This is a genomic window from Vicinamibacterales bacterium (genome assembly GCA_036012125.1).
Taxonomy (GTDB): Bacteria; Acidobacteriota; Vicinamibacteria; order Vicinamibacterales; family UBA823; genus UBA11600.
The window spans coordinates 38,474-55,826 of the sequence record DASCOS010000005.1 but is presented as its reverse complement, the minus strand read 5'-3'; the positions used below and the strand labels follow the sequence as shown (position 1 = coordinate 55,826).

Sequence of the window (17,353 nt, the reverse complement as noted above, 5' to 3'; positions counted from 1 at the left end):
GAGAACTTGTTACTCCCAGCCATAGACTTCTAATGTCGTACGCCCTTGTCGAAGGGCGCCTGCGATCGAAGCCTCCTTTTTCTCCCTCGCACGCGCCGCAGCAAGAACTTTCTGCACTGAGTCGCGGGCGAGAACGACCACGCCGTCGGCGTCCCCGACAACTAGGTCTCCCGAGGCGACTGTAATATCGCCTATCACGATTGGCTGCCCCACATGTCCAGCGGCATCAACCACTTTGGTCGTACCGCGGATTGCCCGGCCGCACGAAAAAACTGGAAAGCCCGATGTGGCAAGCTCGTCACCATCCCGCACACAGCCTTCGATGACCAAGCCCCCGAGCCCACGAGCGACCGAAGCCGTTGTCATAATTCCACCCCAGTACCCAAACTCGTGAGCTCCGCCGACGGCCACCACCAGGACCTCACCCAACCGGGCCTGGGCGATCGCCCGGTGCAACCAGAGGTTGTCTCCCGGTGCGCCCTGCACGGTGAGCGCGGGACCACACACTCGCATCGAGTCCATCAGAGGCTTGATTGCGTGCGGGAGCGCACCGGTTTGTCCTGCAGCTTCATGGAGTGTCGCCGAAGAGAAAACCGCCGCTTCCGCGACTAAGGCACCGTCGAATTGTTCTTCACGAACGTTCACAACTACTTGGCCTCTCGCCGCTGGAGCTCGAAATACTTGAATTGTTTCCGAGCTTCGTCAAGACGCATGCCGCTCTCAACCGCTGTACGAATCCGGTCCTCGGCTTCTTCAATCTCCTTCGCTAGAGCCACGACCTCAACCTCCCGCGACCGCGGCACTGCGACTACACCATCGGCATCACCGAGAAGCAAATCGCCAGGAGACACTTCTGTGCCACCAATCAGGACCGGTACGTCCATCGCATCCAGCTGCACGCGATCCTTGCCAGTACGCATTGACCAGCCTCGGCTAAATATTGGGTACTGCAGTTCAAGACTTAGCGAGATATCGCGGCAATGTCCATCAATGACGCTTCCACCGACTCGGCGTCGATGCGCAACGAACGTCAGAATGTCGCCCCAAACTGTCATGTCTGGACGTCCGGCGTTATCGATAACTACCACTTCTCCTTCGGGCACGTCATCGATGTAGTCGCCGACCGAGCCGGGTTCGCCAGCGACAGGCACGGTTCGCATTGTGAACGCGCGGCCGCACAGCCGAAACTCTGGCGCAAGGGGCTTGATTCCCAGGCACTGGCCAGCGATGCCGAGACGGTCGAGCGCATCACTTACCGTCGTTGCTGAAAGCTTCTTTAGTTCCGATAGCACAGACTCCATACCCCCACCTTCATTCGCTCGACCGTCGCTGATCTAACATGGACTCGTAGTTACCATCCATGACACGACTGACCGGCGTACCGGTTCGCACTGCAGTTGTTAACCTTGCTTCGCGCGCGGCGATCGACTCGGCGATCTCTAAAACCTCCGTACTTCGGGCGGCGTCGACGAATACCACTCCGCTTCCGTCGGCAATTACGAGATCGCCAGACTTCACATCAACACCGCCAACCACGATCGGCTCGTTCCATGCATGCTCGGTCACACGTCCACGCGCCGTGAGCGGAACCACCGTGCGCGCAAATACCGGGTAATCAAGATCCCGACTGTCGTCAACGTCACGAACCGCACCATCCACGATGGTCCCCGAGATACCGCGAAGACTAGCGGCCGCTGACAGCAAGCCACCCCAGCCGGCAGCGTCCTGGCGGCTGTGATGCTCAACAACAATCACATCATTGGAGGTGCCGGCCTCAATGGCGGCACTGCACAAATGGCGACTCGCCACACCTTCACCAGCCGGGCCGAGCTTAACCGGTATGACGCGGCCCACGATCCGGCGCTCCGCGGAAACCCGGTGGATTCCAATAACTGTACCCGGAAGACCCAGTTGGTCCAGCGCATCAGAGACTGCACAGGTGTCCAAAGAGCGAAGACGTGCCACAGCAGCGTCAGACAGCATAAACGACCTTTCTCCTCCTAAATCAGGCGCCAAGCGACCCGCGCCTAGCAGCAAACGGATCATTCTCTCTTGACAGGGATAATTTTTCACATAAATTATCCGCTGGGACCAGGCTGGCCCCCCAGACTTCCCCTACAGTTCCACTACAGCCAATGATTCGGAGTCGAGTTATGAGAGTTATCGATACACACGCGCATGTCACCGCACCGCAGGAACTCTATGCGTACAAGGCTGGTCTACTCGCCCATCGCGGTGCGCACGGACGTGGCAGAATCAGCATCTCTGATGAGCAGATTCTCGCGGCGCTAAATACGCCAACTTTTCGGACCGTGTCTCATCTTGAACAGCTGAAGCAGGTCGGCACCGACATGCAACTTGTCTCACCGCGGCCGTACACGATGATGCACAGCGAGAAACCCGAAAAACTCGTCCGGTGGTACATCGAAGAAACCAACAACATCATCCACCGACAGTGCGAACTCCTGCCTGACACTTTTCGTGGCGTCGCTGGATTACCGCAGAACATGGGTGTGAGTGTGGAGAACTCACTGAACGAGTTGGAGCGTTGCATCAAAGAATTGGGTTTTGTCGGTTGCTTGATCAACCCCGACCCGAACGAAGGGCAGGGACCGACCCCTCCGGGTCTCGGTGATGAATATTGGTATCCACTCTATGCCAAGCTGGTCGAGTTGGATGTGCCGGCACTCGTACATTCTGCCGGTTGTCGGAGTCCGCGTGAACCGTACTCGCTACACTTCATCAACGAAGAGAGCATCGCGATTGTCTCGCTGCTCAGTTCGACCGTATTTGATGATTTTCCCAAACTGAGGCTGATCGTCTCGCACGGAGGTGGTGCCATCCCCTATCAGATCGGCCGATACCGCGCTATGTGGTCGAGACGCAAGAGCGTCGCCTTTGAAGATGAGCTTCGGAAACTCTATTTCGACACGTGCCTGTACACGCAAGAGTCACTCGATCTGCTCTTCAAATGGGTCGGACCAGACCGGTGCATGTTTGGCTCAGAGAAACCTGGAATCGGCACGGCTAAAGATCCGAAAACAGGTGAGTGGATTGACGATGTTAAGTCGAAGATCGACGCGATTGACTGGCTGAGTGAGTCCGATCGGCAGCGGATTTTTGAAGACACCGCCACCGAGGTCTACAAACTGAAGTTCTAAGCCGAAGGCGCGTGGGTCCCCAGTCGTCGATCTTTCAGCCACTATGTCCGAATCAAGCCTCGGCAACACACCGAACGGATCGGTCGAAGTCATTGCAGACGGTCGCAAGACCATCATCGGGATCGCTGGCGCAATCACCGCAGCGGTCCTCGTGTTACTACTGCCGAGTCCCGCTAATCTACCGCCTGAAGCCCAGCGGCTTGGTGCCATCTTTCTAGCAGCCATCATTCTATGGGCGACGGAGGCACTTCCGATCGCCGTTACGGCACTGCTCGTCATCGTTCTGCAGCCACTTTTGCGTGTCGCCGAGCTCGATGCAGCGTTCAATGCGTTCGTGAGCCCGGTTTTCTTTTTCGTGCTAGCGATGTTCTGCATTGCGGCAGCAGTAACCAACGCTGGCCTTGACCGACGGTTTGCGTATTGGTTGCTCGCACGTGCAGGCACTGACAGTCGGCGGGTGGTCACCGCACTCATCGTTGGAACGGCGGCGACCTCGATGGTCATCTCCGACGTGCCCGCATGCGCCATTTTCATGAGTATTGGTCTCGGTGTTATGTCGCGGTTGAACCTCGAACCTGGTAAGTCAGCGATTGGCAAGGCGATCATGGTCGGCATACCAATCGGTTCACTCATCGGGGGCGTGACTACCCCTGCTGGTAGCTCAGTAAATATCCTCGGCCTCCACTTCATCGAGGAATTCGGTAACGTTACTGTTTCGTTCGTCGAGTGGATGGCGATCGGGATACCAATGTCCGTAGGCCTTGTGCCCATTGCATGCTGGGCAATATTACGGAGCTTCCCACCTGAGATCCCGACGATTGGTGACGCGAGCGTGATAGAGCGTGAGCGAGCGGAACTTGGGCCGATGTCAGCGCCCGAACGGAAAACGGTCACCTTGCTATCGATAATGATGGTTCTCTGGATCGCGGGTAGCTGGATCGAGTTTCTCGATGTACTCACTGTTGGCTTAGGCGGCGCCATTGTGATGTTTTTCCCTGGCATACGGCTGTTGACTTGGAAACAGGCCGAGCGCGCGACCGGTTGGGACACGATGCTGATGATCGGCGGGGTGACATCGCTCGGCACCGCCTCGGTCACTACCGGCTTGGCTACCTGGCTCGTGGGCCTAGCGCTCGGGGGGGTCGCCAGCTGGCACATTATCCTCGTGCTCCTCGCCATCAGCGCGTTCACGGTGGTCATTCACCTAGCGCTGCCGATTGGTCCGGTAGTCAATGCGGTCGTTATTCCACCCATCGCGCTGCTCGCCATCAACGCCGGTGTAAACCCCGCGCTCTATGCTCTCCCTGTTGCATTCACCGCCTCGTGCGCGTTCCTGTTACCGCTCGATGCAGTCGCACTCTTGACTTATTCGAGAGGCTACTACCGGATGCACGAGATGCTGACTCCGGGTGTACTGGTCAGCGCGGCTTGGGTCATCTGGATGACGGCGATCATGCTCGTCGTCGGACCCTTGCTTGGATTCGTTTAAACAGTCAGGTCGACCGAGGAGCTTCTTATGAAAATACTGTTCGTCTTGACGACCGTGTGCGCCACTCTCACCTTCGGTTCGCCGGTGTTTGCGCAGTCGGAGCCCCACCCACTCCCAGGAATCAGTTTGAGTCTCAACGAGATTAGGGCGCAGATGTTTCACGTCAGTGCCGGGCGACGCCTAAGACCCAAATCGTGGCCGGGAAACAATCGGGTTGCCGTTGCACTGAGCTTTGACGTCGACAATGCCTCAGCAACCCTCTCGCGGGGCAATCTCAATTCTGAGGTCATCTCCCGCGGCGAATACGGCGCGGTAGACGGTCTGCCACGCCTCTTGCGCATGCTGGAGCGACAGAGCGTCCCGGCCTCTTTCTTCATTCCTGCGGTTAGCCACCTTTTACATCCGCAGATGGTCGAGAGTATCTTGAGCTATGACATCCATGAGATTGGGGTCCACGGCTGGATCCATGAACTCCTACCGTTGCTGGACGACCGAGGGGAAGAGCAACGCCTACTCGACCAGGCGATCGATACACTCACAACAGCAATTGGTAAACGGCCGGTTGGATATCGTGCACCCTCATGGCAGTTCAGCAACTACACAGTGGAGCAGATCAAGGACGCTGGCTTCCTCTACGACAGCTCGCTTATGGCGAGTGACGATGCGTACGAGATCCTGATTGATGGTGAGCCGAGCGGCGTGGTGGAACTGCCAATTGAGCGGATTCTTGACGACTTCCCGTATTTTGGGGGTAACACAAACGGCTCCTTACCGGTACCAGAACTAATGATTAAGGTGTTTCGGAGCGAGTTTGACGTAGCCTGGGAGGAAGGAGGATTGTTCGTCCTCACGATGCATCCGCACATCATGGGCCACCGTTCCCGCGTGGCTGCCCTAGAAGGGTTGATCCGCCATATGAAAATCAAGGGTGGTGTCTGGTTTGCCACGCACGAACAGGTTGCCCGGTATGTGAAGGAGGCTGGTGACCAGTGAATGGCCCCTGTGAACGATATTCAGCATTGCACAGAGCACGAGGTACTTCGGGACTGCCAGTGGCCAACCTGAGTACAAACATGCTCCTTCCGGCCACTTTCGAACTGTGACCTCGGTTTTACTACGATTGATGCACAGTATTAATTCGCCACTCGTTGTGATGCTTCACCTCGGCTTGGCCTTCTCAAGCGTGGTGTATGCCGCGGCCCAGACTGTGCCTGTCCCTACTGATTCCCGACAGGATAACCTCACGGTTAACATCGATGGCCCACCGCCGCCGATCCCGCCAGCCATGGTCGCGCGTGATGAACTGGGGCGTGTGACACTTCGCGCGGTGCGGCTCGACGAATCACTCCGTATCGACGGGCGGCTCGACGATGGCATATACGCTGCCGTGCCGAGCATTGGCGGCTTCGTTCAGCAAGAACCAAGCGAAGGCGAGCCGCCGACCCAAGACACTGAAATCTGGGTGTTTTTTGACGATACAACGTTCTATTTTTCCGTCCGCTGCTGGGATTCCGAACCGGAACGAATCGTGGCAAAGGAAATGCGTCGAGGTAATTTGGGGATCGCTAGAGATGACACGATTACGCTGACACTCGACACTTTCTATGACCGGCGCAATGGGTATTACTTTGAGACCAACGTACTCGGAGGCGTGTACGATGCACTTGTAACTGACGAACGCTCTGAGAATGCGGATTGGGACACGGCCTGGGAGACGCGGTCTGCTTTTTTCGATGGCGGTTGGAGCCTTGAAATGGCTATCCCGTTCAAATCGCTCCGCTACCCGGGGGACGGTCCGCAGGTCTGGGGCATCAATGTCCGGCGAAAGCTCATTCGCTACGAGGAAATCTCATTACTAAGTCCAATCCCGGCATCGTACGGACGTGTTGGCATCTGGAAATTTTCGTCATCCGCTACGCTCGTCGGGCTTGAGACACCGGCGTCCTCGACCAATCTCGAACTGAAGCCTTACGGTATCTCTACGGTCATGACCGACCATGCCGCAACGCCGTCGTTCACCAATACTTTGGAAGGCGACGCTGGTATAGATGTCAAGTACGGCCTAACGAAAGGATTGACCGCCGACCTCACCTACAACACCGACTTCGCTCAGGTAGAAGTAGATGAGATGCAGGTGAACCTGACACGGTTCGGATTATTCTTTCCAGAAAAGCGTTCGTTCTTTCTTGAAGGTCGAGACATTTTTTATTTTGGGGGAGCAGGACCGAGATTCTCTAGCCTGCCATCGGGCGACGCACCACTCCTGTTCTTTAGCCGAAGAATCGGCCTGGACGAAGGTCAGCCAATTCCCATTCTCGGCGGCGGGCGAGTGACGGGCCGGGCCGGGCCTTATGCGGTTGGACTCTTAAACATCCAGACTGATGATGGTCCCACGAACACCGTTAAGCCAACGAACTTCTCTGTCGTCCGACTGAAACGAGACATTCTAGATCGCAGCACAGTTGGCGTGATCGCTACCCACCGCTCAAAGGCACTTGACGGGCCCGGGTCGAACTCGGTCTACGGTCTCGATACCCGACTTGCGTTCTTTTCGAACTTCTTCATTGACGCCTACTACGCTCAGACACAGACCAAGGGGCGAACTGGCGACGACTCCAGCTATCGCACAAGAATGGAAAACAACGGTGACCGATACGGATTCGTCGTTGAGCATCTCAAGGTAGGGAAAGATTTTAATCCTGAGGTTGGATTCATGCGCCGAGAGGATTTCCGGCGTAGCTTCGGTGAGATTCGCTTCAGCCCGAGACACATCTCAAGCAATGTGGTGCGGAAATACACTCTCCAGGCGAGCCTTGAATACACCACTTCCGCCTCAACCGGCGCGCTCGAGACCCGTGAGGCGATCGCCAGATTCGATCTTCAGTTTGAAAACGGCGAACGGTGGCGTAACCATTACTCACGTCAGTATGAGTTCCTGACTGAGCCGTTTACGATCGCGAGCGGGGTCGTGATCCCCGTGGGCGGCTATGACTTTGAGACGGTGCAGTCGCGGTACACAATCGGTCAGCAACGACTAATCTCCGGTAGCGTAGGGTTTCAGGCCGGCACGTTCTATGGTGGTAAACGCTCGGAAGTCAGCTTCAATGGACGCATGAAGTTGGGAACGAAGTTTGGAATCGAGCCGAGCTTGGCTGTGAATTTCATCGACCTGCCGCAAGGTCAATTCGAGACAAAGATTGGACGACTACGTGCGGTTGTTACGATGACGCCCCGAATGTTCGTTGAAGCACTAACGCAGTACAGCTCGAATGGAGATTCCGTGGGCACGAACGTGCGCTACCGATGGGAGTATCAGCCTGGAAGCGATCTCTTCGTTGTCTACACCGAAACCCGTGACACGCTAGTGGGTGGGTTTCCCGGCCTTGTCAATCGAGGCTTCGCGGTTAAGATCACTCGGCAGGTCCGGTTTTAGCCAGTCCTCGCCACGTGCAGTAAATCCAGTTACACAGGCGGTTAGGTAGAAGCGCGAGGGAATTATTCGTTTAGACAGTGACCCAGCTTGTCTTACCCCGCCCGGCCGGCCAGAGCTGCCGCGCGAGCGACCCGTCTTATTCGACTCGAATTGATTGCTGTCTCGTTGCGCTCACGTCGCGCCACCATTTGCGCTTGCCGACGTCTTTGCTCCAGCGCGCGATACTTCGGCGTGAGCGGCTTGCGCGGCCGCTGATGTAGATTGTCGAGTAGGTCGTCTGAAAGTCCATCCAAAACGACCCGTTTTTGCCTACGCTGTGCTATCCGTTTTCGCTGCATTTGAGTGTGATAGCAGCGGAAGCAGAGACTGCGATACAAGTCCGCTCCGTTCCCACTCTGGTTTTGGACCATCACCGCGAAGTCCTGGCAGATTACACAAACCGGCCTACACCCAAGGGGCGTAGCCGCGACCCCAAGGGGCTCGTGGGGCTTAAGGTTCAAGCCGGCCGAATACGGCATCTCCAGCTGGTGTGTTGCCGGACTGACTGGCTGTCGCGTCCCCAAATCGACCGTGCACTCACCGGCAACACTTTGAAAAACAGCAGCTCCAAGTTGGTTCTTAATCCTCATCACTTTCCCCCTCTTAGTTAACCTGACTATAGCCAGAGGGTGTGACAGGGTAGGTCGCGCCTTTTCTTCGCCCACAACAAGTGAGTACAATCTAGGAATCTTCAGGCCGATGGCGGCCTGTCCGGAGGACGGAACTCATGACTGGGTCGGTGGAAACTTTCCAATTCCAAGCTGAAACCAAGCAGTTGCTCGATATTGTGATCCACTCGCTTTACTCCCAAAAGGAAATCTTTTTGAGGGAGTTGATATCAAACGCTTCGGACGCCCTGGACCGGGTCCGGCTCGAGGCCCTGACAAATCATGACCTCCTGGCCGCTAACGAGACCCTCGAAATCCGCTTAGCAACCGATTCGAACGCCCGGACCCTCAGTATCGAAGACAACGGGATTGGGATGACCCGAGCCGAGGTCGCTGAGAACATCGGGACAATCGCGAAGTCCGGAACTCGTGAGCTCGTCGAACGGCTTCAATCGGCTCAATCGGGTGATGCAGCACAACTCATCGGCCAATTCGGTGTTGGCTTTTATTCAGTCTTTATGGTGGCTGACCGTATCACGCTAATCACACGCCGGGCCGGTGAGGAAGCAGCGACGCGGTGGTCGTCAAGTGGCGATGGCACATATGAACTCGCTGACGATAACCGCTTCTCGCGCGGCACAACGGTCACCCTCCACCTGAAGCCAGTGGATGCCGAGCACGGCATCAGCGATTTTACGGACCCCTTAGTCCTTCAGGGCCTAGTGAAGCGGTACTCCGACTTTGTTAGTTATCCCATTAAGGCAACGGTCCCTGAGCCCGGCGCGGATGCCAGCGCCGCACCCGAGGAGCGCACCATTAATTCAATGCAGCCGATCTGGACAAGGCCGGCAAGCGAGGTGAAGGACGAAGAGTTCACGGAGTTCTATCGCCATGTCGCGCGCGATTGGGGTGAACCGCTAGATCGCCTGTCACTCCGGGCCGAGGGACGTCTTGAATATCAGGCGTTACTTTTTTTCCCGAGGCATGCACCGTTCGATTTGTATTTCCGGGACCAACAGTTCGGTCTCCAGCTCTACGTGCGCAGAGTGCTGATCATGGACCGCTGCCAGAACTTACTGCCTCCCTATCTCCGCTTCGTCAAGGGCATAGTCGATTCCGCCGATCTACCACTCAACGTATCACGTGAAATGATTCAGCAAGATCGACACATCAGCCAGATGCAAAATTGGCTTAGCCGAAAGGTTTTGGAACATCTACAACAGATGCTCGATTCTGATCGCGACAAATTTATGACTTTGTGGGGAGAGTTCGGTGCAGTTTTGAAAGAAGGCGTGGCTGGAGATGGAGACGTTAAGGATCGTTTGCTGCCACTGCTACTGTTCCAGTCATCGAACGACCCGGTTGCTCTAACTGCACTTGATGAATATGTCACCCGAATGAAACCGGAGCAAACAGAAATCTATTACTTGACCGGCGAATCGCGAGCAGTTGTTGAACACTCGCCGCATCTTGAAGCGTTCCAGGCTAAGGCCTACGAGGTGCTTTATTTTGTAGACCCAGTAGATGAGTTGGTCGCCGAACGTGTTCAAGACTTTAGCGGGAAACCGGTTAAATCGATCGGGAAGGGCACGGTGGAATTGGGCAGCGAGGACGATCGGAAGCAGGCTGAAGCAAACCTGAGTGAACAGCGAAAGCGGTTCGCTAGCCTTCTAGAATTTCTGCAGACAACCCTGGACGATGCGGTTAAGGAAGTACGGCTGTCCACCCGGCTAATAGCTTCACCGGTTTGTCTTGTTGGCGCTGATGATGACATCAGCCCCACGCTCGAACGGATGCTTCGGCGGAGTCAGGGCTCTGGCGCAGGTGCACAACAGAAAAGAATTCTTGAGCTTAATCCGAAACATGCAATCACCTCTAAGCTGCAGGAACGATTCGAAGCCGACCAGAGCGACCCGCTACTTGTGGACTACGCGCATTTATTGCTCGGTTATGCGTTGCTAGCCGAAGGTTCTGACCTCCCTGATCCATCGCGGTTTAACAAGAGTATCGGGGACCTGATGGTGAACGGCCTGTGATCGCTGGCCCTAGTCGCTGCGCTTTGGGCTCTACACCAGAACAAGGCCTGAAATTGTTTTTGCTGAGGTGGCACCACGCAGGGTGGGCACTAGTGACGTGACGGATTATTAAGGCTCTGAATCATGCCGCGAAGCAACGAAGTCATCCGGCAATGGAACATCCTGCGGGAACTCGAAGCGTCACGTCGCGGGACTATCGCCAGCCTCGCGCGGAAGATGCAGGTGTCGACAAGAACCATCCGGCGTGATCTCATAGCCCTACAGACAGCCGGTTTTCCAATCTACGACGAAGTCATCGACAGGCTACGTTTTTGGAAACTCGACACGAAGCCCTTCAGGGACCTGTTCCCCGGCTTCAGCCTACCCGAGCTCTACGCGCTTTATTTCAGCCGGACTTTGCTCAAGTGCCTCGCCGGTGCACCGTTCCAGAAAGACCTCACCACCGCCTTCGCTAAGCTTGAAAAGGTCCTCACGCCGGGCCTGCAGAAGCTCTTCGACCAGCTGCCTACCGTGCTTCAAGCAAGAACTGGACGACGCCGTGGTGGCAGCAAGATTGATAAAACGATTCCTGGGCTGATCACCGCCACGCTGGAGCGACGCCAGGTGACGATGCGTTACCACTCATTGTCAAGCAGGCGGACAAAGAACTACCTGGTTGAGCCCTACCGACTCCTGCACTTCCAGGGCGGATTCTATCTATTCGCCTACGTGTCGGAGTACAACGAAATGCGCACCTTCGCGGTCGAGCGGGTCCAACACTTGTCGCTCCTTGAGACGACATTCGAGCCGTCGCAGGAGCTGTCTTCTGAGCCTTTTGCGCACTCCCTCGGTATGATGCAAGGACCCCCGCAACACGTCGAAGTCAAGTTTACGGCGAAGAGGGCCCCTTACGTGCGCGAGGTCGAATGGCACACATCGCAGCAGGTGGTAGACGAACCCGACGGCTCGCTTCGGCTATCGCTCGAGGTCTGCATCGACCAACCGCTTCGAAGCTGGGTCCTTAGCTTTGGCGCGAGCGCCCTCGTCCTCGCACCACCGGACTTGGCAGCTGAAATCGCGGCGGAGCTCACGCGGGCTCGTGCGGGATACAAAGCGAGTTCTTCCAAGCGTTGAGAAACCTGGGGTCCAGGGCGGAAACAGGAGCCCCAAGAACAATTAGGAAAACGACGTTGCGCTCTCCCCACCAATCCCGATAGCCTGAGCGGAGAGGATACGCCTAACTGGAGGATTCATGAAGCGCTGGTCTCACCTACTCGTCCTTATTCCGTTCCTGATGATTCCGACCATAACCCCGGCACAGGAGTCGGTCACACCGACGCCCGAAAGTGTCATCGGCTGGGCGCCATGTACCGATTACAAACTCGCAACTTACGAACAGATTGCCGAGTACTTTCACGTGCTAGACAAGGCAACCGACCGGATGCAGCTCGTGGACATTGGTGAGACTGCTGAAGGCCGCACACAGCTCATGGCGATCATTTCGTCGGAAAGCAATATGCAGAATCTGGCTCGATATAAAGAGATCTCGCAACAACTGGCACGGGCGCGTGTCAGCGGAGACGAGGCGCAGGCATTGGTTGATGAGGGGAAGGCGATTGTTTGGATCGATTTTGGTCTGCATTCAACTGAAGTAGCGCATGGGCAGACCGCGCCGTGGATGGCCTACAAGGCAGTGACGGAAGAGACCGAGGAAATGCAGGTCATCCGCGACAACGTCATTTTCTTACTTGTCCCAAATATGAATCCCGACGGTACAACGCTGGTAGCCGAATGGTACATGCAACACGTTGGGACCCAGTATGAGGGAGCACCACTCCCAGAGCTTTACCAGAAGTATGTTGGCCACGACAACAACCGCGACTGGTTCATGTTTAACCAGCCCGAGAGCCAGAACATCGGTCGGCAGGTGTATCACGAATGGTTTCCTCAAATTATCTACAACCAACATCAATCTGGACCGTTTCCATCCCGCATCTTCATTCCGCCATTTGCTGAACCGGTGAATCCGAATATTCCCCCACTCGTTATGCGCGGCATCAATGCCGTCGGCTCGGCCATGGGTCGCCGTTTTGATCAAGAGGGTAAAACGGGCGTGGTTTCCCGCGTCGGTTTCGATACCTGGTGGAACGGTGGGATGCGCACGGCACCATACTTTCACAACATGGTGGGCATTCTCACCGAGACGTCGCACACCTCGCCAGCCCCCGCCGTCTACGACCCGGCCACCTTTCCAGCCACTTTTGGTAACGGTGAGTCAACGACTGCACCTTCAGCGTTCTACCCGAACCCTTATATGGGCGGTGAGTGGCACCTACGCGACAGTTGTGAATACATGCTAACTGGCTCTATGGCGGTCCTCGACATCGGAGCCAAGCGTCGTACCGAGTGGCTCTCCAACATTTATCAGATGGGCCGCGAAGCAATCGCCGATGGTGAAGACGAAACTTACGTCATCTCGGCCGACCAATGGGACCCAGGAACGGCGGCAAAACTAGTAAACGTTCTTCGGTGGGGTGCCATTGACGTGGAACAGGCGAACGCGCCTTTCACCCTTGATGGCGTGTCCTATCCGGCCGGTAGTTATGTCATACCGGGTGCCCAACCATTCCGATCGCATCTCACTGACTTGCTTACGCCACAGGTCTATCCCGATAGACGAATGTACCCGGGTGGGCCACCGGACCGCCCTTACGATGTTAGTGGATGGACACTGCCGTATCAGATGGGGGTCAGCGTTCAGAAACATTCGGGACTTGGCGAACGCACCACCCAGCTTGCGCTCGAGCAGGTGGAGCGGGCCTCTCCACCGAACGGGTCTGTTTCAGGACTCGCAACAGTCGCCTATGCGATCGACCCGAAAGCAAACGATGCCTTTACAGCAGTCAACCGTCTTCTGACCGCTGGTGAGAGCATTTCTCGCACAACCAGTGCCGAGAACATCGGCACCCGGCTATGGCCACCAGGAACGTTTTTGGTTGTTGCCGGTGATGATACGCATGCTCGCGTGGAAGACGTGGCGCGATCACTCGGGCTACGAGTTGCGGCGCTCACCGAGGCACCGCTGACGGAGACCACCCCACTCAGGCAGCCGCGGGTTGGGCTGTATCACGCCTGGGGCGGCAACATGGACGAGGGGTGGACACGTTGGGTGCTCGAACAGTTCGAGTTTACCTACGACCGGTTGCACGATGCTGAGGTGCGCCTCGGGAACTTGAGCGCTAACTATGACGTGATTCTTCTGCCCGACGCGACTTACACGGGCATGCTGCACGGACTATCAACCGACCGAATGCCGCCTGAGTACTCCGGGGGTATGACCATCCGCGGCCTGGCGAACCTGTATGACTTCGTCGTGGAGGGTGGGACACTTGTCGCGATGGACTCAGCCACTGAATTACCCCTTGCAATCTTTGACCTACCCCTTCGCGAAGTAACATCGGGACAATCCGACGCCGATTTCTTTATTCCGGGTACATTACTGCACCTTAAAGTCGACCACGGGCATCCGCTCGGTTACGGCATGCCAGAAGAAACGACGGCGTTTTTTTCCCGCAGTCCCGCGTTTGCACTTGGCCGCCCGGTGAATCCTCGGGTTCGACGGGTAAGCGGCACCCCCGAACCACCGTCTTCGGTTAGGGCCGTAGCAACCTACCCAGCAGAGGGTCTCCTCAAAAGTGGGTGGCTACTGGGTGAACATGTGCTCAGCGGACGTGCGGCTGTCGTGGAAGCCGATGTCGAAGCCGGCCGCGTGGTGCTGCTTGGTTTCCGGACGCAGCACCGCGGTCAGCCGCACGCCACGTTCAAATTGCTCTTCAATGCGCTCTACCGAGGCGGAATGTGAAGTGTGTCGGGGTCTCCGAATGTGGGTCCCGCGTGTTCTTACCCCAAGCCGCTTCGGAAGGTTAGAAATCATCGGTCAGAACACGATGGTCGGTTGTCACGCAAGCCGTCTGGCGCCCTCACGATTGATTGGTCCTAGATACACGTCGGACTTTAGTCCAGCGGAATTACGAAATGCGTCTTGCATGGCATCGCCGATCGCCTGAGCATCACGCTCACTCTCAGCGAACGCAACCATCGACGGACCTGACCCCGAGACCGAGCAGCCGAGCGCAGCCTTTGACAGTGCCGCATTCTTAACATCGGCCAATCCGGGAATGAGATGCGCTCGGACCGGTTCCACAAGTCGGTCGAGGATACTCCGACCAAATTGTGTGAGGTCTCCTCGATGGAGCGCGTCAACCAATGCCGCGATATTACCGAGGTTCGCCACTACATCGTCGAGCGCATACGTCCGCTCGGCGGTGAGCTCACGTGCCGCTGCAGTCGGCACCGAACAGTGGGGATGAACGACTACGACCCGCAGCTCCTTTGGAACAGGTAGGTTAATCAACTCCAGTGGGTCATAGCTGCGCACAAGCACGATTCCGCCAAGCAAACTGGGCGCGACATTGTCGGCATGCGGTGTTTCAGATGCCGCGCGTTCGCCTACAAGCGCACTCGCAACCAAGTCGTAACGTGACAGTGGCGCGTCGAAGAGTTCATTGACCGCGACGGCACCACCAACAGCACTCGCGCCAGAACTGCCCAGGCCGCTAGCCAGTGGCATCTGCTTGTGAAGCCACAACCGAACACCGCGTCGGTGCGGCTCCTCAGCTTCGAGACCATCAAGCCGCCGTAGAACGTCAGCGGCGGCAACACTGGCCACATTTTTTTGGGGGTCGCGGGGAAGGGCGCCCCCATCACCCGTGATCTCGGCAATCTCAACGCCTGGTGTCTCGCTCAGTTCCGCTTCAACAATGTCACCGGGCTTTAATAGCGCGAGTCCGAGCACATCAAATCCTGGACCGAGATTTGACGCGCTGGACGGAGCAAACACGCGTACGCGGTTAGGCATCTTCGTCCAGAGTAACAAATCCGGTAACGACTCCTACCAAGAATTCGATTTCTTGGTCCGTGGCTCCACATCCCAGACTTTCTCGAAACCGCATCGTCGTTGGGGGCCTGTTAATCCATTCGGCTTCGATTTGGACACCGATCCCTCCCTAGACTCGATCGTCCTAATACTATTTCTTAGAACGCTTTACAGGCGATCTACCGTCGGGATACATGCCTGAGGAACATGGAACCGCCAAGGCTGAACAATTCTAGACGAACGTCGCTTTTGTTATTCCGCTAGCTTTCCAAGACAAGGTCGTTCTACAATCCCAAGTTCCGTTGTTGTTGCAGTTGCTGATCTTGGTTGGTGAGTTGGGTAGCCCGCCCGAGTGCCACGGCGGCACCGAAGAGGCAGGAAGTTCGTAAACAGTTATTGACGTAATCTGGTTCTTTAGGAGGCTTCTATGTCGCTCTCGCGTCGCGCGTTCTTTCGCAATTTAGGGGTCGATCGCGCCGACTCGGTTTCTCCAAATCTCATAGCGTCCCGTGGGCGCGAAGCACTTGAATTGTGGCGGAACGGCCTGAACTACGAGGATGAGGCGCAGTGGCCTGTCACGAGGTTGGCGGATGGTGCCATCGTTATTTCCAGTAATGAAAATCCTTTAGGGCCTGGGCCGGCGGCCTACCAAGCGCTTCTCGATGGTCTGGACCAGCAGGCCGGTCGCTACCCGACCAACTTCCGACCGAGTCATCGTGACCTGATGCAGACGATCGCCAGCAAATATGGCGCTCGCCCAGAAAACGTCACGCTCGGCACTGGCTCGGGGGAGATTCTCGAGAACGCGGCCCTGGCATACACCAGTCCGGATAAGGCACTCGTCACCGCTGACCCGTCTTACCTGCAGGCTGTCGGCGTAGCCAGGCGGCAGGGGCATCCTGTACGCACGGTGCCACTTGACGCGAATTTACGGCTTGACTCAGAAGCTATTGCTCGCGCAGCGAGTGGTGCCGGCTTAGTCTTTCTGTGCAATCCGAACAACCCGAGCTCGACCGTCATGCCAGCTTCCGATGTCGAAGCCCTCGTGGCTGAGGTCCGCCGGTCGTCACCGGATACGCGCATCCTGATCGACGAGGCGTATCACGACTATGCAACCGACCCGGCACACCAGACAGCGATTCCATTGGCGCTTCGAACGCCAAATGTGTTCGTGGCGCGGACGTTCTCAAAGGCCTACGGCATGGCGGGCCTCCGGCTTGGCTACGCTATCGGTCACCTGGAGACGATCGCGACCCTAGCGCAGTGGACGCACGTGTTTAATTCCAACAATCTAGCCAACGCGGCGGCTGTTGCCTCGCTCAACGACCCGCAGCATCTCGAGCAAGAGCGCGCACGCAACAAGGAGGCGCGCGACTTCACGATCGGAGTGTTCAACGACCTCGGTTGCGAGGCTGCTGATGCACAGACGAACTTCCTGTTCGTTAACATCGGTCGTCCAGCGGCTGAGTTCCGTAACGCGTGCGCCGAGCACAATGTGGCCGTCGGTCGGGATTTTCCACCGATGGAAAAAACGCATGCCCGTGTTTCGATTGGCACAATCGGCGAAATGCGCCGAGCCGCTGAAGTCTTCAAGCAGGTACTGGCATAGAACACGGTGCCGCTAATGAGACAACAGATGACTAGACACTCTCAGCCCGGACAGAAACCGGGA

13 protein-coding genes are annotated in these 17,353 nt (G+C 56.7%); 8 read left to right on the top strand and 5 right to left on the bottom strand.

Annotation, left to right across the window (positions count from 1 at the left end; translation table 11 throughout):
• Positions 1–9: 9 nt before the first annotated feature.
• Genes QGH09_02620 through QGH09_02610 form a run of 3 tightly spaced genes read right to left on the bottom strand, consistent with a single transcriptional unit; the run spans position 10 to position 1,983 of the window.
• Positions 10–645 carry an RraA family protein gene (locus QGH09_02620; GenBank protein ID HJO17080.1) on the bottom strand — a complete coding sequence of 212 codons (636 nt, stop codon included), beginning with the start codon at positions 643–645 and terminating at the stop codon, positions 10–12.
• 2 nt (positions 646–647) lie between these two features.
• On the bottom strand, positions 648–1,301 hold the full coding sequence (locus tag QGH09_02615; protein ID HJO17079.1) for an RraA family protein: 654 nt from the start codon (positions 1,299–1,301) through the stop codon (positions 648–650).
• A 10-nt stretch (positions 1,302–1,311) separates the two neighbouring features.
• Positions 1,312–1,983: a hypothetical protein gene (locus QGH09_02610; GenBank protein ID HJO17078.1), complete on the bottom strand. Its 672-nt coding sequence runs from the start codon at positions 1,981–1,983 to the stop codon at positions 1,312–1,314.
• A 170-nt stretch (positions 1,984–2,153) separates the two neighbouring features.
• Here QGH09_02610 and QGH09_02605 point away from each other — a divergent pair, with 170 nt between their 5' ends.
• From QGH09_02605 to QGH09_02590, 4 genes are all read left to right on the top strand, one after another.
• Positions 2,154–3,161, top strand: coding sequence for an amidohydrolase family protein (locus QGH09_02605; protein HJO17077.1), 1,008 nt, complete (start codon positions 2,154–2,156; stop codon positions 3,159–3,161).
• A gap of 43 nt (positions 3,162–3,204) precedes the next feature.
• Positions 3,205–4,650, top strand: coding sequence for a DASS family sodium-coupled anion symporter (locus tag QGH09_02600; GenBank protein HJO17076.1), 1,446 nt, complete (start codon positions 3,205–3,207; stop codon positions 4,648–4,650).
• Between the two features lie 27 nt (positions 4,651–4,677).
• Positions 4,678–5,643: a polysaccharide deacetylase gene (locus QGH09_02595; protein ID HJO17075.1), complete on the top strand. Its 966-nt coding sequence runs from the start codon at positions 4,678–4,680 to the stop codon at positions 5,641–5,643.
• A gap of 130 nt (positions 5,644–5,773) precedes the next feature.
• Positions 5,774–8,083, top strand: coding sequence for a DUF5916 domain-containing protein (locus QGH09_02590; GenBank protein HJO17074.1), 2,310 nt, complete (start codon positions 5,774–5,776; stop codon positions 8,081–8,083).
• Between the two features lie 92 nt (positions 8,084–8,175).
• Here QGH09_02590 and QGH09_02585 read toward each other — a convergent pair whose 3' ends face one another.
• On the bottom strand, positions 8,176–8,712 hold the full coding sequence (locus QGH09_02585) for a hypothetical protein (GenBank protein ID HJO17073.1): 537 nt from the start codon (positions 8,710–8,712) through the stop codon (positions 8,176–8,178).
• Positions 8,713–8,849: 137 nt separating this feature from the next.
• Here QGH09_02585 and htpG point away from each other — a divergent pair, with 137 nt between their 5' ends.
• The 3 genes from htpG (at position 8,850) to QGH09_02570 (ending at position 14,607) form a co-directional block, all read left to right on the top strand.
• Positions 8,850–10,766 (top strand): molecular chaperone HtpG, encoded by a 1,917-nt coding sequence (htpG, locus tag QGH09_02580; protein ID HJO17072.1) that lies wholly within the window; start codon positions 8,850–8,852, stop codon positions 10,764–10,766.
• A gap of 123 nt (positions 10,767–10,889) precedes the next feature.
• Complete coding sequence (locus QGH09_02575) at positions 10,890–11,879, top strand: transcriptional regulator (protein HJO17071.1); 990 nt, start codon at positions 10,890–10,892, stop codon at positions 11,877–11,879.
• A 118-nt stretch (positions 11,880–11,997) separates the two neighbouring features.
• Complete coding sequence (locus tag QGH09_02570; GenBank protein ID HJO17070.1) at positions 11,998–14,607, top strand: M14 metallopeptidase family protein; 2,610 nt, start codon at positions 11,998–12,000, stop codon at positions 14,605–14,607.
• A 96-nt stretch (positions 14,608–14,703) separates the two neighbouring features.
• Here the strand turns inward: QGH09_02570 and QGH09_02565 are convergent, their stop codons facing one another.
• Positions 14,704–15,663: a homoserine kinase gene (locus QGH09_02565; GenBank protein ID HJO17069.1), complete on the bottom strand. Its 960-nt coding sequence runs from the start codon at positions 15,661–15,663 to the stop codon at positions 14,704–14,706.
• 445 nt (positions 15,664–16,108) lie between these two features.
• On the opposite strand from QGH09_02565, the gene QGH09_02560 reads away from it, so the two are divergent.
• Positions 16,109–17,290, top strand: a complete 1,182-nt coding sequence (locus tag QGH09_02560; protein ID HJO17068.1) for an aminotransferase class I/II-fold pyridoxal phosphate-dependent enzyme — start codon at positions 16,109–16,111, stop codon at positions 17,288–17,290.
• Positions 17,291–17,353 lie beyond the last annotated feature (63 nt).